This window comes from Pseudomonas sp. BMS12 (genome assembly GCF_001592875.1).
In the GTDB taxonomy this organism is placed as follows: Bacteria; Pseudomonadota; Gammaproteobacteria; order Pseudomonadales; family Pseudomonadaceae; genus Aquipseudomonas.
Window position 1 is genome coordinate 133,588 of record NZ_LSOF01000014.1, and the last position, 26,885, is coordinate 160,472.

The following is a 26,885-nucleotide window of genomic DNA, read 5'->3' on the forward strand; positions in this document are numbered from 1 at the left end:
CGGAGGAGATGCAATGAGCGCGCTGTACATGCTGTTCGGTACCCTGATCGCGCTCGGGGTGCTGGTGACCTTTCACGAGTTTGGCCACTTCTGGGTGGCGCGGCGTTGTGGTGTGCGAGTGCTGCGTTTTTCCGTGGGCTTCGGCAGTCCGTTGCTGCGCTGGCATGATCGCCACGGTACCGAATTCATGGTGGCCGCCATTCCGCTGGGTGGCTACGTCAAAATGCTCGACGAGCGCGAGGGTGATGTGCCCGTCGAGCAGCTCGATCAATCCTTCAATCGCAAGCCGGTTTTGCAGCGTATCGCCATAGTGGCGGCCGGGCCGATTGCCAACTTCCTGCTCGCCATTGTTTTCTTCTGGGCTATCGCCATGCTCGGCAGCGAGCAGGTGCGGCCGGTGATCGGCAAGGTCGAACCGGACAGTCTGGCGGCCACCGCCGGTCTGCAGGCGGGGCAGGAAATAGTCGCGGTCGATGGCGAGGCGACGCCCGGCTGGGCGGCAGTCAATCTGCAATTGGTACGCAGGCTGGGTGAGAGTGGCACGCTGCAGTTGCAAGTCCGCGAGCAGGGGATGTCCTTGGTGCAGGAGCGCCAAGTGGTTCTGCGTGACTGGTTGAAAGGCGTGGATGAGCCGCAACCTCTGGCTTCGCTTGGACTCGTGCCGTGGCGCCCGGCGGTACTGCCGGTAGTCAGCGAACTGGACCCGCAAGGTCCGGCTAAGGCTGCGGGTGTGCAGCTCGGCGATCGCTTGCTCGCACTCGATGAACAGGCGCTGGATGACTGGCAGCAGGTGGTCGACTGGGTGCGTCAGCGTCCGGCCGAGTCGGTCCGGTTGCGCCTGGAGCGTGATGGCCGCCGGCTTGAGCTGCCGCTGACACTGGCTGCACGGGGCGAGGGTGATGAGCGAAGCGGCTATCTGGGTGTGGGGGTAAAAGGCGGCGAGTGGCCTGCGCACATGTTGCACGAGGTCAGCTACGGCCCGGGTGAGGCGGTGCTTGAGGGGCTGCGGCGGACCTGGGGCATGACGATGCTAACCCTTGATTCGCTGAAGAAAATGCTGTTCGGCGAGCTCTCGGTAAAAAACTTGAGTGGGCCGATAACCATTGCTAAAGTGGCGGGCGCTTCGGCTCAGTCGGGTGTCGCGGATTTCCTGAATTTCCTCGCCTATCTGAGCATAAGTCTGGGGGTTCTCAATTTGTTGCCCATCCCAGTGTTGGATGGGGGGCATTTGCTGTTTTACCTGGTCGAATGGGTGCGTGGTCGCCCGTTGTCCGAGCGGGTACAGGGCTGGGGTATTCAGATTGGCATCAGTCTGGTGCTGGGGGTGATGTTGCTGGCCCTGGTGAATGATCTGAGTCGTCTGTAACGAATAGCTGAATTCCGAATCTGCCGCGTTTCGCGGCAGTTTCTTTATTATCAGTTGGAATAAGAAAGGACTTCATGAAACGTCTGCTGCTACCTGCGGTGCTCGCCGCACTGATGATCGCCGAAGTTCACGCCGAGTCCTTCACCATCACTGACATTCAGGTCAATGGCCTGCAGCGGGTTTCCGCTGGCAGCCTGTTCGGTGCGCTGCCGCTGAACGTGGGTGATCAGGTCGATGACAGTCGTCTGGTGGAGGCGACTCGCTCCCTGTTCAAGACCGGTTTCTTCCAGGATATCCAACTGGGTCGCGATGGCGATGTGCTGGTAATCAGCGTGGTCGAGCGTCCGTCGATCTCCACCATCGAGATCGAAGGCAACAAGGCCATCAGCACCGAAGACCTGATGAAAGGGCTGGAGCAGTCCGGTCTGGCCGAAGGCGAGATCTTTCAGCGTGCCACCCTCGAGGGTGTGCGCAACGAGTTGCTGCGTCAGTACGTCGCCCAGGGTCGTTACTCTGCCGAGATCGAAGCGGAAGTTATCCCGCAGCCGCGCAATCGTGTAGCGCTGAAGATCGATATCAACGAAGGTTCGGTCGCCGCGATCCAGCACATCAACGTGGTGGGCAACAGCGTCTTCCCCGACGAGGACCTGGTCGGCCTGTTCGAGCTGAAGACCACCAACTGGCTGTCCTTCTTCAAGAATGACGACAAGTATGCCCGCGAGAAACTGTCCGGTGACCTGGAGCGTCTGCGCTCCTACTACCTGGATCGCGGCTACATCAACATGGATATCTCCTCCACCCAGGTATCCATTACGCCCGACAAGAAACATGTGTACATCACCGTCAACGTCGACGAGGGCGAGAAATACAGCGTCAGCGAGGTCAAGCTGTCCGGCGACCTGAAGGTGCCGGAGGAAGAGATCAAGAAGCTGCTGCTGGTCAAGCAGGGGCAGGTGTTCTCGCGCAAGGTGATGACCACCACGTCCGAACTGATCACCCGTCGCCTGGGTAACGAGGGTTATACCTTCGCCAACGTCAACGGTGTGCCGCAGGCCAATGAAGAAGACAAGACCGTCGCCATCACCTTCGTGGTCGATCCGGGCAAGCGTGCCTACGTCAACCGCATCAACTTCCGTGGCAACACCAAGACTGAAGACGAAGTACTGCGCCGTGAAATGCGTCAGATGGAAGGTGGTTGGGCTTCCACCTACCTGATCGATCAGTCCAAGACACGTCTGGAGCGCCTCGGTTACTTCAAGGAAGTCAACGTCGAAACTCCGCAGGTTCCTGGCAGCGATGACCAGATCGACGTCAACTACAGCGTCGAAGAGCAGCCGTCCGGCTCCATCACCGCCAGCGTCGGCTTCGCTCAGAACGCCGGCCTGATCCTCGGCGGCTCGATCAGCCAGAACAACTTCCTGGGTACCGGCAACAAGGTCAGCCTCGGGCTGACTCGTTCGGAATACCAGACTCGCTACAGCTTCGGTTTCGTTGACCCCTACTGGACGGTCGATGGTGTTAGCCTCGGCTACAACGCCTTCTACCGCACCACCGACTACGACGAGCTGGATGTCGATGTTTCCAGTTACTCGGTGGACAGCTACGGTGCCGGCGTCAGCATCGGCTACCCGATCAGCGAGACTTCGCGCCTGACCTATGGTCTGACCATTCAGCAGGACAGCATCGACACCGGTTTTTACACCGTCGATGAGATCGTCGATTTCATGGAGGAAGAGGGTGATGACTACCTCAACCTGAAAGCCTCCATCGGCTGGTCCGAGTCGACCCTCAACCGCGGCGTGCTGGCCAATCGTGGTCATTCGCAGAGCGTGGTACTGGAAAGCACCGTGCCGGGCAGCGATCTGTCGTTCTTCAAGCTGGATTACCGTGGCCAGGTGTTCGCGCCGTTGTCGAAGGATTACACCCTGCGTTTCCACAGTGAGCTGGGCTATGGCGACAGCTACGGCTCGACGTCGGAACTGCCGTTCTACGAACACTACTATGCGGGTGGTTTCAACTCGGTACGTGGTTTCGAAGACAGCAGCCTGGGGCCGCGCAGTACGCCGAGCGTAGTGCGCAACCCTGATGGAAGCATTAACACCTCTGGCCTGCGAGATAAGTACGGGCGTATTACCGATCCGGATCAGGACCCGCTTCCCTTCGGTGGCAACGTGTTGATCCAGGGTGGTGCGGAGCTGCTGTTCCCGCTGCCGTTCGTCAAGGATCAGCGCTCGCTGCGTACCTCGCTGTTCTGGGATGTGGGTAATGTCTTCGACACCTCCTGCTCTTCCTCGTCGCCCAGCTGCAACAATATCGACTTTGGCGATCTGGCCAGCTCGGTGGGTGTCGGCGTGACCTGGATTACTGCGCTCGGCCCGCTGAGCTTCAGCCTGGCGATGCCGATCAAGAAACCGGATGACGCGGATACCCAGGTATTCCAGTTCTCCCTGGGCCAAACTTTCTAATTTGCTAGACAACAGTGTTTGTTGCAGGAGTGCATCGTGCGTAAGTTGACTCAACTGGTTCTGGTTGCCGCCGCCCTCATGGCAACCCCGGCCTTCGCCGAGATGAAGATCGCGGTGATGAACTATCAGATGGCCTTGCTTGAGTCGGATGCCGCCAAGAAGTACGCCGTGGATGCCGAGAAGAAGTTCGGCCCGCAGCTGAGCAAGCTCAAGCAGCTGGAAAGCGACGCCAAGCGCATTCAGGACCGCCTGGTCAAAGATGGCGAGAAGATGCAGCAGGCCGAGCGTGAGCGCCTTGAGCTGGAATTCAAGCAGAAAGCCCGTGATTTTCAGTTCCAGTCCAAGGAGTTGAACGAGGCCAAGGCCATCTCCGATCGTGACATGCTCAAGCAGCTGAAGCCGAAGCTGGACAAGGCCGTCGAGGAAGTGATCAAGCAGGGCAATTACGACCTGGTACTGGAGCGTGGCGCCGTTGTCGACGTCAAGCCGCAGTACGAGATTACTCGTCAGGTCATCGAGCGCATGAATTCGCTGCGCTGATCACATGAGCGCTCCCGTCTTCACTCTCGGTCAACTGGCCGAGCGTCTCGGCGCCACGCTGCGTGGCGCTGCGGACAAGCCGATCCGCGGTCTGGCGACCTTGCAGGACGCTGGCCCGGAACAGCTGAGCTTTCTGGCCAATGCCCAATATCGCAAGTTTCTTGCCGAGACCCGTGCCGGTGTTGTGCTGCTGACCGAGGCCGATGCAGAGGGGTATGCCGGCGATGCGTTGCTGGTGGCTAACCCCTACCTGGCCTTTGCCCGCGTCTCTCATCTGTTCGATCCCAAGCCCGTGTCGCCTGCAGGCGTGCATCCGAGCGCGGTGATCGCGGCCGATGCTCTGGTCGACCCGAGTGCCTCTGTCGGTGCCTATGTGGTCATCGAGAGCGGTGCGCGGGTTGGTGCAGGCGTCAGCATCGGCGCGCATTGCGTGATCGGTGCGCGTAGCGAAATAGGCGAAGGTAGCTGGCTGGCGCCACGCGTGACCTTGTACCACGCCGTCAAGCTCGGCAAGCGCGTGGTCATCCAGTCCGGTGCCGTGCTCGGTGGTGAAGGTTTCGGTTTCGCCAACGAGAAGGGTGTCTGGCAGAAGATCGCACAGATCGGCGGTGTGGTGCTGGGTGACGATGTGGAAGTCGGCGCCAACACCACCATCGACCGCGGCGCCCTGGCCGATACCGTGATCGGCAACGGCGTGAAACTGGATAACCAGATCATGATCGCGCACAACGTGCAGATCGGCGATCACACGGCAATGGCCGGCTGCGTCGGTATTTCCGGCAGCACCAAGATCGGCAGTCACTGCATGATCGCCGGCGGTGTCGGCATGGTTGGTCATATCGAAGTGTGCGACAACGTATTCGTCACCGGCATGACCATGGTTACCCGTTCGATTACCGAACCGGGCGCCTATTCTTCCGGCACGGCCATGCAACCGGCGGCCGAGTGGAAAAAGAGCGCTGCCCGAATTCGTCAGCTGGACGACATGGCGAAGCGCTTGCGCGAGCTGGAAAAGCGCCTCGCCGCCGTGACCCCGGACGATCAGGCTTCATCAGAAGCCTGATCGTGCCTGAGGCACGCCCCCACTTTTCAGTACAGGCTTTCCGCACATGATGGACATCAACGAGATTCGCGAATATCTGCCGCACCGCTACCCTTTCCTGTTGGTAGACCGGGTTGCCGCGCTGGATATCGAAGGCAAGAGCATTCGCGCCTACAAGAATGTCAGCATCAACGAGCCTTTCTTCAATGGCCACTTCCCTGAGCATCCGATCATGCCGGGAGTGCTGATCATCGAAGCCATGGCTCAGGCCGCAGGGATTCTCGGTTTCAAGATGATGGATGTGAAGCCTGCCGATGGCGTGCTCTATTACTTCGTCGGTTCGGACAAGCTGCGTTTTCGCCAGCCGGTGGTGCCGGGCGACCAGTTGGTCCTTGAAGCCAAATACCTGAGCAGCAAGCGCAGCATCTGGAAGTTCGAGTGCAAGGCCAGCGTCGATGGCAAGGAAGTCTGCTCGGCTGAAATCATCTGTGCGGAACGCAAACTATGAGTTTGATTGACCCTCGCGCCATCATCGATCCTTCGGCCAAGCTGGCTGCGGATGTCCAGGTCGGCCCTTGGTCGATCATCGGGCCCGATGTGGAAATCGGCGAGGGTACCGTGGTCGGCCCGCATGTGGTGCTCAAGGGCCCCACACGCATCGGCAAGCACAACCACATCTACCAGTTCTCCTCGGTCGGCGAGGACACCCCCGACCTCAAGTACAAGGGTGAGCCCACGCGCCTGGTCATTGGCGACCACAACGTGATTCGCGAAGGCGTGACCATTCACCGTGGCACGGTGCAGGATCGTTCCGAGACAACCATTGGCGACCACAACCTGCTGATGGCCTATGTGCATATCGGTCACGACAGCGTGATCGGTAATCACTGCATTCTGGTCAACAACACTGCCCTGGCCGGCCATGTGCATATGGACGACTGGTCCATCCTTTCCGGCTTCACCCTGGTGCATCAGTTCTGCCGCATCGGCGCGCACAGCTTCTCCGGCATGGGCACCGCCATAGGCAAGGATGTACCGGCCTATGTCACCGTGTTCGGCAACCCGGCCGAAGCACGCAGCATGAACTTCGAAGGCATGCGCCGGCGTGGCTTCAGCGCCGAGGCTATCGCCGCCCTGCGTCGTGCCTACAAGGTGGTCTACCGTCAGGGACTGACCGTGGAGCAGGCGCTGGCCGAGCTGGCCGAGTCCTCTGCGCAGTTTCCCGAAGTCGCGGTATTCCGCGATTCGATCCAGGCTTCGACCCGCGGCATCACCCGCTGACCATGGCTGGCAAGCTACGTGTCGCGCTGGTGGCCGGCGAGGCCTCTGGCGATATCCTCGGCGCCGGTCTGATGCAGGCGCTCAAGGCTCGCCATCCCGAGGTCGAGTTCATCGGGGTCGGTGGTCCGCGCATGGAGGCCGAGGGCCTGGTGTCCTACTTTCCCATGGAGCGCCTGGCGGTCATGGGACTGGTCGAGGTGCTCGGGCGTTTGCGCGAGTTGCTGGCTCGGCGCAAGCGTCTGATCAAGGATCTGCTCGCCGCACGGCCGGATGTGTTCATCGGCATCGATGCCCCGGACTTCAATCTGACTCTGGAATTGAAGCTTCGCCAGGCTGGAATCAAGACCGTGCACTACGTCAGCCCGTCGGTCTGGGCCTGGCGACAGAAGCGCGTGCTGAAAATCCGCGACGCCTGCGACCTGATGCTGACCCTGTTCCCCTTCGAGGCGCGCTTCTACCTGGAACACCAGGTGCCAGTGCGGTTCGTCGGCCATCCGCTGGCCAATACCATCCCGTTGCAGGCAGACCGCGCCGCCGCGCGCGATGCGCTCGGCCTGGAGCAGGATGTGCCGGTGGTGGCGCTGATGCCGGGCAGCCGTGGTGGCGAGGTGGCGCGTCTGGGCGAGCTGTTCCTCGATGCGGCCGAACGTCTGCGCGCGCTGCGCCCCGGAGTGCAGTTCGTTCTGCCCTGCGCCAGCGTCGAGCGCCGGGCTCAGCTGGAAGCCATGCTGGGTTCGCGCAATCTGCCGTTGCGCCTGCTTGATGGGCGCTCGCACGAGGCCCTGGCCGCTTGCGATGCGGTGCTGATCGCGTCTGGAACCGCGACCCTGGAGGCACTGCTATTCAAGCGGCCGATGGTGGTGGCCTACAAGGTGGCGCCGCTGACCTACCGGATTCTCAAACGCCTGGTGAGCAGCCCCTACATTTCCCTGCCCAATCTGCTGGCCGAACGTCTGTTGGTGCCTGAGCTGATTCAGGATGCCGCGACCCCGGACGCGCTGGCCCAGTCCCTGGCGCCGCTGCTGGAAGACGGCGCGGTGCAGACCGAGGGCTTCGACGTGATCCATCGCGCGCTGCGCCAGGACGCCTCCGAGCAGGCCGCTGATGCGGTGCTCAAGCTGATTGAGGGCATCTGATGCAGTTCGGTCTGGATTTCACGCTGGTCGAGGAGCTGGTAGCCGGGGTCGATGAAGTCGGTCGCGGCCCGCTCTGCGGCCCGGTTGTCACCGCAGCGGTCATCCTCGATCCGGCCCGGCCGATTGCCGGGCTCAACGACTCGAAGAAGCTCACCGAGGCGCGCCGCGAGAAGCTGTTTGACGAGATTCGCGAGAAAGCCCTGGCCTGGTGCATTGCTCGTGCCGAGGTGGAGGAGATCGACCGCCTGAATATCCTGCATGCCACCATGCTGGCCATGCAGCGTGCGGTCGAAGGGCTCAGCGTCACGCCGCGTCTGGCGCTGATCGATGGCAATCGTTGTCCCAAGCTGGCGGTGCCCAGCGCACCGGTAGTCAAGGGCGATAGTCAGGTGCCGGCCATCGCTGCCGCCTCGATCCTGGCCAAGGTCAGCCGCGACCGCGAGATGCAGGCGCTGGAGGCGCTGTACCCCGGCTATGGCATCGGCGGGCACAAGGGCTATCCCACCCCTGTGCACCTGGAAGCGCTCAAGCGTCTGGGCGCCACGCCGATCCATCGGCGCTCGTTCGCGCCGGTGCGTGCGGTATTGGAAGCGGGTCGGTAGCCAGTCGCAAGCTGTCCTTTGCAGTCAGGCCCGGTACAATCCGGGCCTTATCGTTTTTGTGTCGCCAACGAGATCACCATGACCGCCACTTTTATCCATTTGCGCCTGCACACCGAGTTTTCCCTGGTCGACGGGCTGGTGCGGGTCAAGCCCCTGGTCAAGGCTGTGGCGGCGGGTGGCATGCCGGCGGTGGCGGTCACCGACATGAGCAACATGTGCTCGCTGGTGAAGTTCTACAAGGCTGCCCTGGGCGCAGGGATCAAGCCGATCTGTGGGGCTGACATCTGGTTGGCCAGCGAACAGGAAGATGGCCCGCTGACGCGCATGACTCTGCTGGCGATGAATCCCAAGGGTTACCGCAACCTCACCGAACTGGTTTCGCGGGGTTGGAGCGACGGGCAGAGCAACGACCTGGTGATCATCCAGCGCGACTGGGTGAAGGAGGCGGCCGAGGGCCTGATCGCCTTGTCCGGCGCGCGCGATGGCGAGATCGGTCATGCCTTGCTGGCCGGCGAGCAGGCGCGGGCCGAGGCGCTGTTGGCCGAGTGGCAGGCGGTGTTCCCCGAGCGTTTCTACCTTGAGCTGCATCGTTGCAACCGGGTCAATGACGAAGAGCATGTGCATGCCGCCGTGGCCCTGGCCGAGCGCTGTGGCGCGGCGCTGGTGGCGACAAACGACGTGCGCTTCCTCAAGCAGGGCGACTTCGAGGCCCACGAGACCCGCGTCTGCATTGGCGAAGGCCGCACCCTGGACGACCCGCGCCGACCGCGCACTTATTCCGACCAGCAATACCTGAAGACTCCGGCCGAGATGGCCGAGCTGTTCAACGACATTCCCGAAGCGCTGGAAAACACGGTGGAAATCGCCAAACGCTGCAATATCGAAGTGCAGCTGGGTAAGTACTTCCTGCCGGATTTCCCTGTGCCGGAAGGCATGACCATCGACGACTACTTCCGCAAGGTTTCCTTCGATGGCCTGGATGAGCGCCTGGAGGTGCTGCTGCCCAAGGACACCCCGGACTACGAGGCGAAGAAGCAGGTTTATATCGATCGCCTGAATTTCGAGCTGGATATCATCATCCAGATGGGGTTCCCCGGTTACTTCCTGATCGTGATGGACTTCATCCAGTGGGCCAAGAACAACGGCGTGCCGGTCGGCCCGGGCCGGGGTTCGGGTGCCGGTTCGCTGGTGGCCTACGTGCAGAAGATCACCGACCTCGACCCGCTGGCCTATGACCTGCTGTTCGAGCGCTTCCTCAACCCCGAACGTGTATCCATGCCCGACTTCGACGTCGACTTCTGCATGGACGGCCGCGACCGGGTGATCGACTACGTGGCCGAGAAGTACGGGCGCAATGCGGTTAGCCAGATCATCACCTTCGGCACCATGGCCGCCAAGGCGGTGGTGCGCGACGTGGCGCGGGTACAGGGCAAGTCCTACGGCCTGGCGGATCGTCTGTCGAAGATGATTCCCTTCGAAGTCGGCATGACCCTGGAGAAGGCCTACGAGATGGAGGAGCCGCTGCGCGAGTTCCTCAAGGTCGACGAGGAAGCGGCGGAAATCTGGGAGATGTCGCTCAAGCTCGAGGGCATCTGTCGCGGTACCGGCAAGCACGCCGGGGGCGTGGTGATCGCGCCGACCAAGCTCACCGACTTCTCGCCGATCGCCTGCGATGAAGAGGGCGGCGGCCTGGTCACCCAGTTCGACAAGGACGACGTGGAGGCGGCCGGCCTGGTCAAGTTCGACTTCCTTGGCCTGCGCACCCTGACCATCATCAAGTGGGCGATGGAGACCATTCACCGTGTCCAGAAGCGCGACGGCGCGTCGGATGAGGAGCTGGTCAACATCGACTTCATCCCGCTGGATGACAAGAAAACCTACGACATGCTGCAGAAGGCGGAGACCACCGCGGTGTTCCAGCTGGAATCGCGCGGCATGAAGGAGCTGATCAAGAAGCTCAAGCCGGACTGCCTGGAAGACATGATCGCCCTGGTGGCGCTGTTCCGCCCTGGTCCGCTGCAGTCGGGCATGGTGGACGACTTCATCAATCGTAAGCACGGTCGTGAGCAGCTCTCCTACCCGCATCCGGATTACCAGTACGCGGGCCTGGAACCGGTGCTCAAGCCCACCTACGGCATCATCCTGTACCAGGAACAGGTGATGCAGATTGCCCAGGTGATGGCCGGCTACACCCTGGGTGGCGCCGACATGCTGCGCCGGGCCATGGGTAAGAAAAAACCCGAGGAGATGGCCAAGCAGCGCGGTGGCTTCATCGAGGGTTGCGCCAACAACGGTATCGATGCCGACCTGGCGGGCAACATCTTCGACCTGGTGGAAAAGTTCGCCGGCTACGGCTTCAACAAGTCCCACTCAGCCGCCTACGGCCTGGTGTCCTACCAGACGGCCTGGCTCAAGGCCCACTACCCGGCGCCGTTCATGGCGGCGGTACTGTCGGCGGATATGCACAACACCGACAAGGTGGTGATCCTCATCGAGGAATGCCGCAGCATGAAGCTGCGCATCGATGCGCCGGACGTGAACACCTCGGAGTTCAAGTTCACCGTCAACGATGACGGCCGCATCGTCTACGGTCTGGGCGCGATCAAGGGCGTCGGTGAGGGGCCGGTGGAGGCCATCGTCGAGTGCCGCGCCGAGGGCGGGCCGTTCAAGGACCTGTTCGACTTCTGTAATCGCATCGATCTCAAGCGCATCAACAAACGCACCCTGGAGGCGCTGATCCGCTCGGGTGCGCTGGATCGCCTCGGTCCTTACTACCAGGATGAGTTGAAGGCCTACCAGGCGTCCGTCGACCTCAACCGTGCGGTGTTGCTGGCGTCCATGGAGGAGGCCGTGCAGGCCGCCGAGCAGACTGCGCGCAGTCACGACAGTGGTCACATGGACCTGTTCGGCGGGGTGTTTGCCGAGCCCGAGCTGGATGTTTACGCCAAGCACCGCAAGGCGCGCGAGCTGTCGATCAAGGAGCGCCTGAAGGGCGAGAAGGACACTCTGGGCCTGTACCTGACCGGCCACCCGATCGACGAGTACGAGGGCGAGGTACGTCGCTTCGCCCGTCAGCGCATCGTCGAGCTGCGCGCGGCGCGCGATACGCAGACCATTGCCGGTCTGATCGTCGCCCTGCGGGTGATGAAGAACAAGAAGGGCGACAAGATGGGCTTCATCACCCTGGACGACCGTTCCGGGCGCATCGAGGCCTCGCTGTTCGCCGACGCTTTCGCCAGTGCTCAGGCCTTGCTGCAGACCGATGCGCTCGTTGTTGTCGAGGGCGAGGTGAGTAACGATGACTTCTCCGGCGGCTTGCGCCTGCGTGCCAAGCGTGTGATGAGCCTGGAGGAGGCACGCACCGGTCTGGCCGAGAGCCTGCGCATCCGCGTTCCGCGTGAAGCGCTGGCGGGTGACCGCCTGCGCTGGCTGGGCGAGCTGTTCGCCAAGCACAGGGGCGCCTGCCCGTTGACCCTGGACTACAGCGGCAGCGAGGCGCGGGCCTTGCTGCAGTTCGGCGAGCAGTGGCAGATCGATCCGGCCGACAACCTGATCCAGGCCCTGCGTGACCAGTTCGGCAAAGACAACGTCTTCCTCCAATACCGCTGAGAGGCAGACACCTGTCCTCGGCCTCGACCGCTGGCGCGCTATCCCTTAAGGTAGTGCGCTACATGGAATCAGCCGCCCCCGGCCGCCAGGCCGCTGACGCAAGACGGATGCCTATGAACCCGAACTTTCTCGACTTCGAACAGCCGATCGCCGACCTGCAAGCCAAGATCGAAGAGTTGCGGCTGGTCGGTAACGACAACGCGCTGAACATCACCGACGAGATTGCCCGGCTGCAGGACAAGAGCAGCGATCTGACCAAGAGCATCTTCAGCAATCTCAGCAGCTGGCAGATCTCCCAGCTGTCGCGTCACCCGCGACGCCCTTACACCCTCGACTACATCGAGCACATCTTCACCGAGTTCGACGAGCTGCACGGCGATCGTCATTTCTCCGACGACGCCGCCATCGTTGGTGGTGTGGCCCGCATGGGCGACAAGCCGGTGATGATTATCGGCCACCAGAAGGGCCGTGAGGTGCGCGAGAAGGTACGCCGCAATTTCGGCATGCCGCGTCCCGAGGGCTACCGCAAGGCCTGCCGCCTGATGGAGATGGCCGAGCGTTTCAAACTGCCGATCCTCACCTTCATCGACACGCCGGGTGCTTACCCGGGCATCGACGCCGAGGAGCGCAACCAGAGCGAAGCCATCGCCTGGAACCTACGCGTCATGTCGCGTCTGAAGACGCCGATCATCGCCACCGTGGTCGGTGAGGGTGGTTCCGGCGGCGCACTGGCCATCGGCGTCTGCGATCAGCTGAACATGCTGCAGTACTCCACCTATTCGGTGATCTCGCCGGAAGGCTGTGCCTCGATCCTGTGGAAAACCTCCGAGAAGGCGCCGGACGCGGCCGAGGCCATGGGCATCACTGCCGAGCGGCTGAAGGGGCTGGGCATCGTCGACAAGGTGATCGGCGAGCCGCTGGGCGGGGCTCATCGCGACCCGGCAACCGCCGCCGCCAGTATCCGGGAGACGCTGGAAGAGCAGCTGGCCGACTTGCTCAAGCTGGACACCGAGCAGCTGCTGGTGCGTCGCTATGAAAAACTGATGAGCTTCGGCGTCGCCTGATCGCCAACTGCGCACAGACAACGGGCCTTCGGGCCCGTTGTTGTTTTAAGCTTGGCCGATGATCTCTCTCGAACAAAAGCTGCTCGCCGCGTTGCAGTCCTGGCGTGATGCGCCGGCCTGGCGGGTAGCGCTATCCGGTGGTCTGGACTCCTGCGTGCTGCTGCATCTGCTGGCGTGCCTGGGGCGACGGGAAGGCTTGCCTCCGCTGTCAGCGATCCATGTCCATCACGGCCTGCAGACGGTGGCCGATACCTGGCCCGCGCATTGCCAGACGCTATGTGACGGGTTGGGCGTGCCGCTCAGCGTCGATTATGTGCAGGTCGATACCGGTTCCAGCCTGGAGCGTGCTGCGCGTGAGGCACGCTATGCGGCGTTCGCACGTAACCTGGGCGAGGGTGAACTGCTGCTGACCGGCCAGCACCGTGACGACCAGGCCGAGACCCTGCTGTTCCGCCTGCTGCGTGGCGCCGGGGTGCGGGGCCTGGCTGGTATGCCGGCGCAGCGTCGTCTGGGGCGCGGCTGGTTGGCGCGACCGCTGTTACAGGTCTCGCGCGGCGAGCTGGAAGATTATGCCCATGAGCATGGGCTGGTCTGGGTCGAAGATCCCTCCAATGCCGATACCTCGCTGGCGCGCAATTTTCTTCGTCATTCGGTGCTGCCGCTCTTGGCGCAGCGCTGGCCGCAGGTGGCAGCGAATATAGCCCGTACCGCCAGCCATCTGCGCGAGGCAGAGGAACTGCTGGCTGAGTTGGCTGAGCAGGATCTCGCCATGGCGCGAGTGCCTGGCGAGTTCGACTGGTTGGGGTTGCCCTCGTTGGCAATGGCGCCACTAAAGGAGCTGAGCGAGGCGCGCCAGCGCAATGCCTTGCGTCACTGGCTGGCGCCTCTGGGTGTACTACCAGACAGCGAGCATTGGGCCGGCTGGTGCGATCTGCGGGATGCGGTAGTCGACTCGACCCCTGTCTGGCGTCTGGCCGGTGGCGAGCTGAGACGCGCCGACGGACGGTTGTGGTGGCTGGCGGGCGACTGGTTGTGCAAGCCGCAAGCGCCTGGGAATAACGCTGCTTTTACATCATCCCTGAGTCTGCCTGGCAATGGTCGGCTGCAGCTGCTGGGGGCCGTGCCCGAAGGGGCGCTGGAGCTGCGTTATCGCCAGGGTGGCGAGGTCATGCTCTTGCCTGGGCGTGGGCATCGCGACCTCAAGCGGTTGCTCAACGAGCGCGGAGTGCCGGCTTTCGTGCGTGAGCGTCTGCCGTTGTTGTACCGCGGTGAGGAGCTGTTGGCGGTGGCCAATCTGCCGGGATTGGATGGGCCTTCGTCGGGCGAGTGGCGCCTGACCTGGTGCCCGCCGACCAGCGCACAAGGTTTGAGCTGCTAGACCCTTTCGCGTAGACTACGCTCCCGTCTTGTTACTGCTTCTGTGGGCTCCCTTGGAACCCGCAGGGGCATGCTTATTTCAGGTTGGCATGCGCCTTCCTGCGCTTATACCCCGGCGGCCCTGACCGCTTGAACGCAGACTTCTAGGACTTTTCATGACGCGCTACATCTTCGTCACGGGTGGTGTTGTTTCTTCATTGGGGAAAGGCATCGCCTCGGCTTCCTTGGCGGCCATCCTGGAGGCGCGTGGCCTGAAGGTCACCATGCTCAAGCTGGACCCCTATATCAACGTCGATCCGGGCACCATGAGCCCGTTCCAGCACGGTGAGGTGTTCGTCACCCACGACGGCGCCGAGACCGACCTCGATCTGGGTCACTACGAGCGGTTCATCCGCACGACCATGACCAAGAACAACAACTTTACCACCGGCCGTGTCTACGAAGACGTGCTGCGCAAGGAGCGCCGTGGTGATTACCTGGGCGCGACCATCCAGGTCATCCCGCACATCACCGACGAGATCAAGCGCCGCGTGATCAAGGGCGCCGGCGATGCCGACGTGGCGATGGTCGAGATCGGTGGCACGGTGGGCGACATCGAATCGCAGCCGTTCCTCGAGGCGGCTCGTCAGCTGCGCGTGGAGCTGGGTGCCAAGCGCGCCATGTTCATGCACCTGACCCTGGTGCCGTACATCGCCACCGCCGGCGAAACCAAGACCAAGCCGACCCAACACTCGGTCAAGGAACTGCGTTCCATCGGCGTGCAGCCTGACGTGTTGATCTGCCGTTCCGACCACGAGATCGACCTGGCCTCGCGGCGCAAGATCGCCCTGTTCACCAACGTCGAAGAGCGTGCAGTTATCGCTCTGGAAGACGTGGACACCATCTACAAGATTCCGTCCGTGCTGCACGCCCAGGGCCTGGACGACATCGTCGTCGAGCGCTTCGGTTTGCAGTGCCAGCCGGCCGATCTCTCCGAGTGGGATCGCGTGGTCGATGCCAAGCTCAACCCGGAGCGCGAAGTCACCATCGCCATGGTCGGCAAGTACATGGAACTGCTGGATGCCTACAAATCGCTGATCGAGGCCATGAGCCACGCGGGTATCCAGAATCGCACCAAGGTCAACCTGCGCTATATCGACTCCGAAGATATCGAGAACCAGGGCACTGCGCTGCTGGCCGGTGTCGACGCCATCCTCGTGCCCGGCGGCTTCGGCCTGCGTGGCGTGGAAGGCAAGATCAAGACCGTGCAGTACGCCCGCGAGAACAAGATCCCCTACCTGGGTATCTGCCTCGGCATGCAGGTCGCCGTGATCGAATACGCACGCAATGTGGTCGGTTGGAACGATGCCAACTCCAGCGAGTTCACTCAGGACAGCACTCATCCGGTGGTCGGCCTGATCACCGAGTGGCAGGACGCGACGGGTGCCACCGAAACCCGCTCCGACGCATCCGACCTGGGCGGCACCATGCGCCTGGGCGCTCAGGATTGCCAGCTGATGGCCGGCTCCAATGTCCGCGAGTGCTACGGCAAGGACGTGATTGTCGAGCGTCACCGCCACCGCTACGAGGTCAACAACAACCTGCTGCCGCAGTTGGAGCAGGCCGGTCTGAAGATCACCGGCCGCTCCGCTGACGGTGCCCTGGTGGAAGTGGTCGAGGCGCCGGACCATCCGTGGTTCGTCGCCTGCCAGTTCCACCCGGAGTTCACCTCCACCCCGCGCGACGGCCATCCGCTGTTCAGCGGCTTCGTCAAGGCTGCCCTGAAGCAGGCCGGCAAGGCATAAGGCAAAGGACATGACCCAGAAGATCATCAAGGTTGGCGACATCGAGATCGCCAACGACAAGCCGTTCGTCCTGTTTGGCGGGATCAACGTGCTGGAGTCGCGCGACCTGGCCATGCAGGCCTGCGAAGAGTACGTGCGGGTTACCGAGAAGCTCGGCATCCCCTACGTGTTCAAGGCCAGCTTCGACAAGGCCAACCGCTCCTCCGTGACCTCCTTCCGTGGCCCGGGCCTGGAAGAGGGCATGAAGATCTTCGAAGAAGTGAAGAAGACCTTCGGCGTGCCGGTAATTACCGACGTGCACGAGCCGCACCAGGCCGCTCCGGTGGCCGAGGTCTGCGACATCATCCAGTTGCCGGCCTTCCTCTCGCGACAGACCGACCTGGTGGTGGCCATGGCCAAGACCCAGGCGGTGATCAACATCAAGAAGGCTCAGTTCCTCGCGCCCCAGGAGATGAAACACATCCTGACCAAGTGCGAGGAAGCGGGTAACGACCAGTTGATCCTCTGCGAGCGCGGTTCTTCCTTCGGTTACAACAACCTGGTGGTGGACATGCTCGGCTTCGGCATCATGAAGCAGTTCAACTACCCGGTGTTCTTCGACGTCACCCATGCCCTGCAGATGCCAGGCGGGCGTGCCGACTCCGCCGGCGGTCGCCGTGCCCAGGTCACCGACCTGGCCAAGGCCGGCATGAGCCAGGGTCTGGCTGGCCTGTTCCTCGAGGCCCATCCGGATCCGAGCAACGCCAAGTGCGATGGCCCCTGCGCCTTGCGCCTGGACAAGCTGGAACCCTTCCTCAGCCAGCTCAAGCAGCTGGATGACCTGGTGAAGAGTTTCCCGCCGATCGAGACTGCCTGATCGGGCATTTCTCCGGTAAAGTGCGCGCCCGTTGGCCGTGACCGGCAGGCATTCTTCCGTAAACGTTTGGAGTGTTATACGCGATGGCAAAAATCGTCGATATCAAGGGCCGTGAGGTTCTCGACTCCCGTGGCAACCCCACCGTAGAGGCCGATGTGATCCTCGACAACGGCATCATCGGCAGCGCCTGTGCGCCGTCCGGTGCCTCGACCGGCTCGCGCGAGGCGCTGGAGCTGCGTGATGGCGACAAGAGCCGCTACCTGGGTAAGGGCGTACTGAAGGCTGTGGCCAACATCAACGGCCCGATCCGCGACCTGCTGCTGGGCAAAGATGCTCGTGAGCAGAAGGCCCTCGACCTGGCTATGATCGACCTGGATGGCACCGAGAACAAAGGCAAGCTGGGCGCCAACGCCATCCTCGCCGTGTCCCTGGCTGCCGCCAAGGCTGCTGCCCAGGCCAAGGGTGTGCCGCTGTACGCGCACATCGCCGACCTCAACGGCACCCCAGGCGTCTACTCCATGCCGGTACCGATGATGAACATCATCAACGGTGGCGAGCACGCCGATAACAACGTCGACATCCAGGAGTTCATGGTCCAGCCGGTTGGCGCCAAGAACTTCGCCGATGCCCTGCGCATGGGCGCCGAGATCTTCCATCACCTCAAGGCCGTGCTCAAGGCTCGTGGCCTGAACACTGCCGTGGGTGACGAGGGTGGCTTCGCGCCGAACCTGGCTTCCAACGAAGACGCTCTGGCTGCAATCGCCGAGGCCGTGGCCAATGCTGGCTACAAGCTGGGTGAAGACATCACTCTGGCCCTGGACTGCGCCTCCTCCGAGTTCTTCAAGGACGGTCAGTACGACCTGGCCGGCGAAGGCAAGGTGTTCAGCGCCGAAGGTTTCGCCGACTACCTGGCTGGCCTGACCCAGCGTTACCCGATCATCTCCATCGAAGACGGCATGGACGAGTCCGACTGGGCTGGTTGGAAAGTGCTGACTGACAAGATCGGCGAGAAGGTACAGCTGGTCGGCGACGACCTGTTCGTCACCAACACCAAGATCCTCAAGCGCGGCATCGACGAGAAGATCGGCAACTCGATCCTGATCAAGTTCAACCAGATCGGCTCGCTGACCGAGACCCTGGAAGCCATCCAGATGGCCAAGGCTGCCGGCTTCACCGCCGTCATCTCGCACCGTTCCGGTGAGACCGAGGACAGTACCATCGCCGACCTGGCTGTCGGTACTGCTGCCGGCCAGATCAAGACTGGCTCGCTGTGCCGCTCCGACCGCGTGTCCAAGTACAACCAGCTGCTGCGTATCGAAGAGCAGCTCGGCGGGAAAGCGCCCTACAAGGGCCGTGCCGAGTTCCGCGGCTAAGCCGGGAATGGTAAAAGGGCAGCGCAAGCTGCCCTTTTTGTATGGATACCCTGAAAAACATGTCAAAGGCGCCTTACTGGCTCTTCGTTGCGCTCATTGTGGTCCTGGCGGGGCTGCAGTATCGCCTGTGGGTGGGTGAGGGCAGTCTGGCCCAGGTCACCGAACTCAAGCGACAGATCGCCGAGCAGCAGGGCGAGAACGAGCGCCTGCTCGAACGCAACCGTATCCTCGAAGCCGAAGTAGTCGAGCTGAAGAAGGGTATGGAGACGGTCGAGGAGCGGGCTCGCCACGAGCTGGGCATGGTCAAAGAGGGCGAGACCCTCTACCAGCTGGCCGAATGAGTCAGCACGATACTCCCCCGTTCTGGGTGGTGATTCCCGCCGCGGGCATCGGTTCGCGCATGCGCGCCGACCGTCCCAAGCAGTACTTGCAGCTGGCTGGGCGGACCATCCTCGAACATACCCTCGATTGTTTTCTCGATCATCCGCAGCTCAAGGGCCTGGTGCTTTGCCTGGCGGCGGATGATCCGTTCTGGCCGGCGTTGCCGGCTGCCAGCGATGCACGTGTGCAGCGCGCCGACGGTGGTGCCGAGCGCGCCGACTCGGTGCTGGCCGGGCTGTTGCGCCTGCTGGAGCTCGGCGCGCAGCCGGACGATTGGGTGCTGGTGCATGACGCCGCGCGGCCCAATCTGGCGACGGAGGATCTGGACAAGCTGCTGCTGGAGCTGGCGCTCGACCCGGTGGGCGGGCTGCTGGCGGTGCCGGCGCGTGACACCCTCAAGCGTGTAGGCGCTGACGGCCGGGTTGCCGAAACGGTGGACCGCAGCCTGATCTGGCAGGCCTATACGCCACAGATGTTCCGCTTCGCCGCCTTGCACCACGCCCTGGCCGATGCCCTGGTGGCGGGTGTGGCAATCACCGACGAAGCCTCGGCCCTGGAGTGGGCAGGGCAGGCGCCCAAGCTGGTGGAAGGGCGCGCCGACAACTTGAAGATCACCCGCCCGGAAGATCTCGAGTGGCTGCGTCAGCGCTGGGCGAACAAGCATTGACAGCGGTCTAGCCCGGACTTCAGTCCGGGGTTTGTCACCCGTCCCCGACTGACGTCCGGGTTACCGTTCCTGGCGCCGCAAGCTTGCTCTCTTTCTATACCCGGAACTGATTGATCAACCGCCGCTGCTGCTCGGCCAGTTTGGTCAGCTCGGCACTGGCCTGGCTGGCCTCGTCGGCGCCGCCGGCCACCTCGGCGGCAACCTGGCCGATATTGGTGACGTTGCGGTTGATGTCCTCGGCCACTGCGCTCTGCTCCTCGGCAGCGCTGGCGATCTGGGTGTTCATGTCGTTGATCACCGACACCGCCTGGGTGATCGACTCCAACGCCTCGGCGGCGGCTGCGGCCTGTTGCACGCTCTCGTCGGTCCTGGCCTGGCTCTGCTCCATCACGCTGACCACTTCGCGCGTACCGTGCTGCAACTGCTGGATCATCGACTGGATTTCTTCGGTAGCCTGCTGGGTCTTCTGCGCCAGGTTGCGTACCTCGTCGGCGACCACGGCGAAACCGCGACCCTGCTCACCGGCGCGTGCCGCTTCGATGGCGGCATTGAGCGCCAGCAAGTTGGTCTGCTCGGCGATGCCGCGGATGGCGGTGAGGATGGCGTTGATGTTCTCGCTGTCCTTGGCCAGGGTCTGTACCACGCCGGTGGCGCGACCGATCTCGGTGGCCAGGGCGCCGATGGCGCTGGCGGTCTGCTGCACGATGCTCTTGCCGTCGTTGGCCGAGTGGTCGGCGTGGTTGGCTGCCTCGGCAGCCTGGGTTGCGTTGCGTGCCACGTCCTGGGCGGTGGCGGTCATCTCGTGCACGGCGGTGGCGACTTGATCGATCTCCGCCATCTGTCGCTGCACGCCCTCATTGGTGCGGATGGCGATATCGGCGGTGTGCTCGGATGAGTCGCTGACTTTCTGTACCGAGCTGACCACGTCGCGGATCATCACCTGCAGCTTGTCTAGGAAGGTGTTGAAGCCGCCGGCGATCTGCCCGAGCTCGTCGGCGCGATCCACTTGCAGGCGTACGGTGAGGTCGCCGTCGCCCTTGGCGATGTCGTCGAGCATGCCGACCATCTGCTTCAGCGGGCGGGCGATACCGTAGCCGACGAACCAGATCACCAGCAAGCCGAGTGCTGCGATCAGCAGGCCGACCAGGGCCATGCCCAGGGTGTCCTTGTGCGCCTGTTCCGCCAGCCCGGCCTGCAGTTGCTGCAAGTCGGCGAAGACTGCCGAGGTGGGAAGTTCGATGGCCAGGGTCCAGCGCGTATCGGTGCCGGCGACCTTGAACGGCAGGAGCAGCTGGAACAGCTGGCTCTGCTCGTCGAGTGCAGTGATAACGCGCTCGTCGCTGCTCTGTTTGAGTTGGGCCAACAGGCTTGTCGCGAGTGCCTTCTCGGCGGGCTGACCAATCAGCTTGGTGTCCTTGGTGGCGGCGATCAGGGTGCCGTTGGCGGCGATCAGGGCCAGTTCGCCGGCACCGCCATACAGCTCGCCCTTGGCCTCGTTCAGCAGACCCTGGATGAAGTCCAGGGCCAGGTCGTTGCCCACCACGCCCTTGAACTGACCATCGACCAGAATGGGAGCGTTGAACGAGGCGACCAGCACCTGTTTGCCGCCGAAGTCATAGGCGGCCGGGTCGATCACGCAGGGCTGCAGGCTGGTCTTCGGGCACAGGTAGTACTCGCCCTCGCGCACACCGGTGGGCAGCTTCTTTTCGCTTTCCATCTGTTCGGCGGTCAGCGGTGCCACCTTGAACTCGCCACCATCGCGGTACCACCAGGGCATGAAGCGGCCCGTGGCGTCGTAGCCGGCAGCCTCCTGACCGGCATAGAGGTCGTCGTCCTGGTCGAAGGCGTTGGCTTCCCAGCCGATATACAGGTCGATCAGCGCCGGGTTCTTCTGCAGGTAGACGCTGATCAGATTCGACAGCTCCTCGCGGCTAAGACTCACCGGCGCCGCGCCATCGGCGCCGGTACCGAGCTGGCTGTTGAGGGTGGCCAGCGACTTGGCCACGGTCATCGGGCTTTCGAACTGGCGCTGCAGCTTGCCGACCTGGGCGTCGGCCAGGGCGATCAGACGCTGGTCGATCACCTGTTCCAGCAGCGTCTGCGTGCGCTCATGCACCAGGGCCTGGGTTTTCGAGCCGGCGAACAGTGCATACAGAACCAGCGCCACGACGACGGCCAATACGCTGGCGCCAGCCAGGATAACCACGGAAAACTGGATGGATTTAAAACGCATAGGGACTCCGCATTGCTGGGTGCTGCCTGTCCCTGGCTTATCGGCCGCAGAGGGCTGAAGCATTAATGCCTCTGCAACTAGCAAAGATGGCTGTGGGTCATAGTGCAAGCGGGACGTTGCCCTGCGTCGGGTGGCGCCCTAGCATACGGCGCTTGTTTATCCGGAGGATCGTTATGCACAGCCTGTTTCGTCTGACCGCCCTGGCCAGCCTGTCCCTGCTGGTGGCCTGTCAGGCCGTGAACACCACCAGCGGTGGTGCCGTGGGCGTGGAGCGCAAGCAGTACATGTTCAGCATGCTGTCTGCCCAGGAAGTCGACAGCATGTACGCCAAGGCCTATCAGCAGACGCTCAGCGAGGCGTCGAGCAAGGGTGTGCTGGACAAGAGCAGCAAGAATGCCCAGCGAGTGCAGGCCATCGCCAAGCGTCTGATTGCCCAGGCGCCGGTGTTCCGCGCCGATGCCGCGCAGTGGGACTGGCAGGTCAACCTGATCGACAGTGACGAGCTCAACGCCAACTGCGGCCCTGGCGGCAAGATCATCGTCTACAGCGGCCTGATCGAGCAGCTGCAACTGACCGATGCCGAACTGGCGGCGGTGATGGGCCACGAGATCGCCCACGCCTTGCGCGAGCACAGTCGTGAGGCCATGTCCAAGGCCTATGGCACACAGATGGCGACCCAGCTGGGCAGTGCTCTGCTGGGGCTGGGCGAGGCCGGCAAGCAGATGGCCGATACCGGCGTGGAGTACCTGATGACCTTGCCCAACAGCCGTTCCAATGAGAACGAGGCAGATATCATCGGCCTGGAGCTGTCGGCGCGTGCCGGCTACGACCCGAATGCGGCGATCAGCCTCTGGCAGAAGATGAGCAAGGCTGGTGGTGGCGCGCCGCCGGAGTTCATGAGCACGCACCCGTCTTCGAGCAGCCGCATAGCGGCCTTGCAGGCGACGATTCCCAAGGTGATGCCGCTGTACCAGCAGGCCAGAAAGTAGCGAAAACGGCGCCCGAGGGCGCCGTTGTCATATCAGGGCAGGGCCTTCTCGGCGAAGGGGCGGGTTTCCAGGCCGAGCTGGGCACGGAAGCTTTCCATGTCGAACATGGTGCAGATCTCGCGGATATCGCCGTTAGGTGCCAGGGTCCAGAAGGCCATGGCCGAGATGCTCAGCACCTTGTCGCTGGGCGGGTAGCCCAGCGCCGGTTTCTCGATGGTGCCGATCATGGTGCTCCAGGTAACCACCTTGTAGCCCTCGGCGATGCACTCCTCGACGACCACCTCCATGTCCGGCATGGCGCTGCGGATGTCCTGCACCATCTGGGTGAAGGCGCTGCTGTTCAGCGGGTGACCGATGAACGAGCTCTTGTAGAGGAAGTCGGCGCCGTGCATCTGCTCGGCGAGGGCCAGGCGGCCTTTGTTCCAGGTCAGGTCGATGTGCTGGCGCACGCGTCTTTTCATTTCATCCGCTGACATGTACTGCTCCTTTTGACGGGTACTTCACAATCCGTTGCACAGATTACCAGCACTGAGACTTTTGCCACCCCCTGTATGTGAGGTGAATCATCTTCCTGGTTGTCAGTTGGCCTCGCCAAAGCCCAGCGCCTGAAAGGCTGCATAGATGGCCAGGGCGGCAAAGGCGAGGGCAGCCAGGCGACGAATGAGCGTCAACGGCAGACGATCGGCAGCGAAGTGACTGGCCAGCACCACGGGCACGTTGGCGATCAGCATGCCCAGGGTTGTGCCGATGACCACCAGGATGAAGTCCGGGTACTGCGCGGCGAGCATCACGGTAGCGACCTGGGTTTTGTCGCCCATCTCGGCGAGGAAGAAGGCGATCAGGGTGGTGAGGAAGGGGCCGAATTTTCGCAGGCTGGACTCCTCGTCATCGTCGAGTTTGTCCGGGATCAGTGTCCACAGGGCCACGGCGGCGAAGCTGACTGCGAGAATCCAGCTCAGTGCGGTGGGCGAGAAAAAGCCGGCAACCCAGTTGCCCACGGCGCCTGCGGCGGCGTGGTTGGCCAGGGTGGCGACGACGATGCCCCAGATGATCGGCCAGGGACGACGGAAGCGCGCCGCCAGCAACAGGGCGAGCAGCTGCGTCTTGTCGCCGATTTCGGCGAGAGCCACGATACCGGTGGGTACGAACAGGGATTCCAACATCATCAGGCGATCCTACGGGGGCGGGTTTGACGGTTAGCTATGACACGTACGACCTTCCCGCCCCGGGTGAGGTGTGCGTGTCATAGGTCTTGTCAAACCCTGGCCGCTATGGGCCTTGGGTCGCATGCGCCATGCTCTGCGGAGCAAGTGTGTTGACGCATGCCGGGTGAGCTGGGCGCTCACGGGAGACTACTCCCCTAGGACGGGCGGCATTTTGCCCAAGCCGTCTTGTCGAAGCAAGCATCAGCGCCGAACGGCACGATAGATGCGAAAGCCATCTCCCTCGCTAAGGGTCTGGCATTTGCCCAGATGCTGTTCGATCAGTGGCGGGTATTTGAGGAAGCTGTTGGCCACCAAGCGTAGCTCGCCGCCAGGTTGCAGATGGCGTGCGGCCTGGCGCAGCAGCTGTTCGCTGGCCTGGTAGTCGGTATGCACGCCGCTGTGGAAGGGCGGATTGCTGACGATGGCGGCCAGGCCCGTTGGCGCGGCATCGATACCATCGCCGGCGATCACCTCGGCCTCCAGGCAGTTGGCGGCCAGGGTCAGACGGCTGCTCTCGACGGCGAAGGCGTCGACATCGAGCATGCTTACCGTGCTGTGCGGATAGCGCCGTTTGATCACGGCGCCGAGTATGCCGGCACCGCAGCCGAAGTCGAGCAGATGGCCGTTTGGAAGATTGCCAAGCTGCTCCAGCAGCAGAGCGCTGCCGCGATCCAGGCGGCCATGGCTGAACACGCCGGGCAGGCTGACGACCTGCAGCGGGCCGTCGGCCAAGGGCAACTCGAAACGCTGGGCCAGTCCGTGCAGGTCGGGCGCGGCCGGTACTTGCTCGACCGTTACCTGCCACAGCTGGCAGTGACGGGCGCTGTCCAGCTTGCGTGGCTTGCCGTAGGCGGCCAGCTGCTTGGCTGCGCGCTCGATGCCGCCGCGTTTTTCGCCGACCAGATACAGCTCGCGACCGGCCAGGCGCGCGGCGAGGGCTTGCAGCAGGTAGTCGGTGAGCTCGCGGGACTTGGGCAGGAACAGCACGGCGCTGTCGAAGGCGCGCTCGGGAGCGCTGACGCCGAACTGGCTGCGTTCGGCGAAGCGTGCGATGAGCGTGCCGTGCTCGCCGGCGTGCCAGCTCCAGCCATGGGCACGCGGTAGTTGGCCGAGCAGGTCATCGGCGGGCAGGCCGGCCAGCAGCAGATCGCCCCGGAACAATTCCACCTGGCGCAGCAGTACTTCGCTTCGTGGGTCCATGGGCGTTCTCCGGGGCAGAAAAGGGCGCGTAGTTTACCCGTTGACCACTCGCTTGGGCGCACCTGCGAAGAACGCCGCCGCGTTCTCCGCCAGCTGTCCGACGATGCGCTGGCGTGCTTCGCGGCTGCCCCAGGCGTTGTGCGGGGTGATGATCAGGCGGGGGATGCCTGGCGCCAGCAGCGGGTTGCCGTTACGCGGTGGTTCCTCGGTCAGCACATCGAAGGCGGCTCCGCCAAGATGACCGGCACGCAAGGCATCGGCCAGTGCCTGTTCGTCGACCAGTCCGCCGCGCGCGGTGTTGATCAGCAGCGCCTGGGGTTTCATCAGCGCCAGCTCGCTGGCACCGATCAGGTTGCGAGTCTGCTCGGTCAGCGGGCAGTGCAGGCTGAGCGCATCGACTTGCGGTAGCAGCTCCTGCAGCGGCAGACGATCGGCCCGCGCCGGGCGACCGGGCAGGGCGCCATAGAGGATGCGCATGCTCAGTGCCTCGGCCAGGCGGGCGAAGGCGCTGCCGAGCTCGCCGTGGCCGAGGATGCCGAGCGTCTTGCCCGCCAGCTCCATGATCGGGAAGTCCAGCAGGCAGAATTGGCTGGCGCGCTGCCAGGCGCCGTCGCGGACTGCCGTCTGGTAGTCGGGCAGGCGCGTGGCCAGGCTGAGCAACAGCGTCAGCGCGTGCTGCGCCACCGAAGCGGTGCCGTAGCCCTGGCAGTTGGCGACCGTGATGCCACGTTCGCGTGCGGCAGCCAGGTCGATATTGTTGGTGCCGGTGGCGGAGACCAGGATCAGCTTCAGCTCCGGGCAGGCGGCCAGGGTGGCGGCATTGATCGGCACCTTGTTGCTGATCGCGATCTGGACTCCCTGCAGGCGCTCGCTCACCTGCTCGGCTGTGCTCGCCGGGTACAAGACCAGCTCGTCGAATACCTGGCGCAGTGGCGACATATCCAGATCACCGAGATCGAGGGAGGCGTGGTCGAGGAAGACCGCGCGAACGCTGTTGTTCATCAGTTGTACCTGTTGCGAATGTAGGTGGCTGGCGTAAGGTTGCCAGCCTGTCGCTTTGATTCCCACTGTTCGGAGGTCGCATGTACTGGGCGGAGTTTTTGACTGTGGCGCTGATCCACCTGCTGGCCGTGGCCAGTCCGGGGCCGGATTTCGCCATCGTGGTGCGCGAGAGCGTGGCCCATGGCCGTCGCGCCGGTACCTGGACGGCACTGGGCGTAGGCACCGGCATCTTCGTGCACGTGGCCTATTCGTTGCTGGGCATTGGCCTGATCGTGTCGCAGTCGATCGTGCTGTTCAACGCGTTGAAGTGGTTGGCTGCGGCTTACCTGTTCTACATAGGTATCAAGGCGCTGCGGGCCAAGCCGGCCGCGCCTGGCGCGCTAGATGTCACCGCCGAGGCCGGCGAGCGCTCGCCGCGTGGCGCTTTCATGACCGGCTTCGTGACCAATGGGCTGAACCCCAAGGCCACGCTCTTCTTCCTCTCGCTGTTCACCGTGGTGATCAACCCGCACACGCCGCTGGCGGTGCAGGCCGGTTATGGCGTGTACCTAGCTTTTGCCACGGCGATCTGGTTCTGCCTGGTGGCCTTGCTGTTCAGCCAGCGCCGGGTGCGCGCCGGCTTCGCCCGCATGGGCCACTGGTTCGATCGGCTGATGGGCGCGGTGCTGGTGGGGTTGGGCGTTAAGCTGGCCTTTACCGAGCTTCGATAAGCA

General features: G+C 63.2%; 23 protein-coding genes, 1 pseudogene and 1 riboswitch. Of the genes and pseudogenes, 18 read left to right on the top strand and 6 right to left on the bottom strand.

The genetic code is table 11. From position 1 onward, the window contains the following. Positions 1 to 13: 13 nt before the first annotated feature. From rseP to ispD, 16 genes are all read left to right on the top strand, one after another. Complete coding sequence (gene rseP, locus AYB31_RS14335) at positions 14 to 1,366, top strand: sigma E protease regulator RseP (protein ID WP_068829375.1); 1,353 nt, start codon at positions 14 to 16, stop codon at positions 1,364 to 1,366. 74 nt (positions 1,367 to 1,440) lie between these two features. Further along, entirely contained in the window at positions 1,441 to 3,831 is a 2,391-nt protein-coding gene (gene bamA / locus AYB31_RS14340; RefSeq protein WP_068829376.1) for an outer membrane protein assembly factor BamA, read from the top strand. 36 nt (positions 3,832 to 3,867) lie between these two features. Then, positions 3,868 to 4,371 (top strand): OmpH family outer membrane protein, encoded by a 504-nt coding sequence (locus AYB31_RS14345; RefSeq protein ID WP_068829377.1) that lies wholly within the window; start codon positions 3,868 to 3,870, stop codon positions 4,369 to 4,371. A 4-nt stretch (positions 4,372 to 4,375) separates the two neighbouring features. Continuing rightward, positions 4,376 to 5,434 (top strand): UDP-3-O-(3-hydroxymyristoyl)glucosamine N-acyltransferase, encoded by a 1,059-nt coding sequence (lpxD, locus tag AYB31_RS14350; RefSeq protein ID WP_068829378.1) that lies wholly within the window; start codon positions 4,376 to 4,378, stop codon positions 5,432 to 5,434. A gap of 46 nt (positions 5,435 to 5,480) precedes the next feature. Then, positions 5,481 to 5,921 (top strand): 3-hydroxyacyl-ACP dehydratase FabZ, encoded by a 441-nt coding sequence (gene fabZ / locus AYB31_RS14355; protein ID WP_068829379.1) that lies wholly within the window; start codon positions 5,481 to 5,483, stop codon positions 5,919 to 5,921. Next, entirely contained in the window at positions 5,918 to 6,694 is a 777-nt protein-coding gene (gene lpxA / locus AYB31_RS14360; protein WP_068829380.1) for an acyl-ACP--UDP-N-acetylglucosamine O-acyltransferase, read from the top strand. Before fabZ ends, lpxA begins: the two co-directional genes overlap by 4 nt. 2 nt (positions 6,695 to 6,696) lie before the next feature. Beyond that, positions 6,697 to 7,830, top strand: coding sequence for a lipid-A-disaccharide synthase (lpxB, locus tag AYB31_RS14365; protein ID WP_068829381.1), 1,134 nt, complete (start codon positions 6,697 to 6,699; stop codon positions 7,828 to 7,830). Further along, a complete protein-coding gene (gene rnhB / locus AYB31_RS14370; protein WP_068829382.1) occupies positions 7,830 to 8,432 on the top strand; it encodes a ribonuclease HII in 603 nt (200 codons plus the stop codon). Before lpxB ends, rnhB begins: the two co-directional genes overlap by 1 nt. Positions 8,433 to 8,510: 78 nt before the next feature. After that, the gene (dnaE, locus tag AYB31_RS14375; protein WP_068829383.1) at positions 8,511 to 12,041 is read left to right on the top strand and encodes a DNA polymerase III subunit alpha; all 3,531 of its coding nucleotides are present in this window, start codon (positions 8,511 to 8,513) and stop codon (positions 12,039 to 12,041) included. Positions 12,042 to 12,154: 113 nt separating this feature from the next. Further along, positions 12,155 to 13,105, top strand: a complete 951-nt coding sequence (gene accA / locus AYB31_RS14380) for an acetyl-CoA carboxylase carboxyl transferase subunit alpha (protein ID WP_068829384.1) — start codon at positions 12,155 to 12,157, stop codon at positions 13,103 to 13,105. A gap of 58 nt (positions 13,106 to 13,163) precedes the next feature. After that, positions 13,164 to 14,483: a tRNA lysidine(34) synthetase TilS gene (gene tilS / locus AYB31_RS14385; RefSeq protein WP_177332299.1), complete on the top strand. Its 1,320-nt coding sequence runs from the start codon at positions 13,164 to 13,166 to the stop codon at positions 14,481 to 14,483. Between the two features lie 154 nt (positions 14,484 to 14,637). Further along, entirely contained in the window at positions 14,638 to 16,266 is a 1,629-nt protein-coding gene (locus AYB31_RS14390) for a CTP synthase (protein WP_068829385.1), read from the top strand. A gap of 10 nt (positions 16,267 to 16,276) precedes the next feature. Beyond that, a complete protein-coding gene (gene kdsA / locus AYB31_RS14395; RefSeq protein WP_068829386.1) occupies positions 16,277 to 17,122 on the top strand; it encodes a 3-deoxy-8-phosphooctulonate synthase in 846 nt (281 codons plus the stop codon). An 83-nt stretch (positions 17,123 to 17,205) separates the two neighbouring features. Beyond that, positions 17,206 to 18,495, top strand: a complete 1,290-nt coding sequence (eno, locus tag AYB31_RS14400) for a phosphopyruvate hydratase (RefSeq protein WP_068829387.1) — start codon at positions 17,206 to 17,208, stop codon at positions 18,493 to 18,495. 59 nt (positions 18,496 to 18,554) lie between these two features. After that, on the top strand, positions 18,555 to 18,836 hold the full coding sequence (ftsB, locus tag AYB31_RS14405) for a cell division protein FtsB (protein WP_068829478.1): 282 nt from the start codon (positions 18,555 to 18,557) through the stop codon (positions 18,834 to 18,836). Next, on the top strand, positions 18,833 to 19,543 hold the full coding sequence (gene ispD, locus AYB31_RS14410; protein WP_068829388.1) for a 2-C-methyl-D-erythritol 4-phosphate cytidylyltransferase: 711 nt from the start codon (positions 18,833 to 18,835) through the stop codon (positions 19,541 to 19,543). Before ftsB ends, ispD begins: the two co-directional genes overlap by 4 nt. Before the next feature lie 94 nt (positions 19,544 to 19,637). Here the strand turns inward: ispD and AYB31_RS22340 are convergent, their stop codons facing one another. Further along, positions 19,638 to 20,480: a methyl-accepting chemotaxis protein gene (locus tag AYB31_RS22340; RefSeq protein WP_442961820.1), complete on the bottom strand. Its 843-nt coding sequence runs from the start codon at positions 20,478 to 20,480 to the stop codon at positions 19,638 to 19,640. A 15-nt stretch (positions 20,481 to 20,495) separates the two neighbouring features. After that, positions 20,496 to 21,839: pseudogene (locus AYB31_RS22345) on the bottom strand (HAMP domain-containing protein); the annotation flags it as partial. A gap of 110 nt (positions 21,840 to 21,949) precedes the next feature. Here AYB31_RS22345 and AYB31_RS14420 point away from each other — a divergent pair. Then, a complete protein-coding gene (locus AYB31_RS14420) occupies positions 21,950 to 22,765 on the top strand; it encodes a M48 family metallopeptidase (RefSeq protein ID WP_068829390.1) in 816 nt (271 codons plus the stop codon). 32 nt (positions 22,766 to 22,797) lie between these two features. Here AYB31_RS14420 and AYB31_RS14425 read toward each other — a convergent pair whose 3' ends face one another. The 4 genes from AYB31_RS14425 to AYB31_RS14440 form a co-directional block, all read right to left on the bottom strand. Beyond that, on the bottom strand, positions 22,798 to 23,241 hold the full coding sequence (locus tag AYB31_RS14425) for an ester cyclase (RefSeq protein ID WP_068829391.1): 444 nt from the start codon (positions 23,239 to 23,241) through the stop codon (positions 22,798 to 22,800). A gap of 102 nt (positions 23,242 to 23,343) precedes the next feature. Beyond that, complete coding sequence (locus AYB31_RS14430; RefSeq protein ID WP_162493008.1) at positions 23,344 to 23,925, bottom strand: TMEM165/GDT1 family protein; 582 nt, start codon at positions 23,923 to 23,925, stop codon at positions 23,344 to 23,346. Positions 23,926 to 24,022: 97 nt separating this feature from the next. Further along, positions 24,023 to 24,138, bottom strand: a riboswitch (yybP-ykoY riboswitch). Between the two features lie 33 nt (positions 24,139 to 24,171). Beyond that, positions 24,172 to 25,170: a class I SAM-dependent methyltransferase gene (locus AYB31_RS14435; protein ID WP_068829392.1), complete on the bottom strand. Its 999-nt coding sequence runs from the start codon at positions 25,168 to 25,170 to the stop codon at positions 24,172 to 24,174. Between the two features lie 33 nt (positions 25,171 to 25,203). Next, positions 25,204 to 26,172, bottom strand: a complete 969-nt coding sequence (locus tag AYB31_RS14440; protein ID WP_068829393.1) for a 2-hydroxyacid dehydrogenase — start codon at positions 26,170 to 26,172, stop codon at positions 25,204 to 25,206. Positions 26,173 to 26,252: 80 nt separating this feature from the next. On the opposite strand from AYB31_RS14440, the gene AYB31_RS14445 reads away from it, so the two are divergent. Beyond that, a complete protein-coding gene (locus tag AYB31_RS14445; protein WP_068829394.1) occupies positions 26,253 to 26,882 on the top strand; it encodes a LysE family transporter in 630 nt (209 codons plus the stop codon). Positions 26,883 to 26,885: the final 3 nt, after the last annotated feature.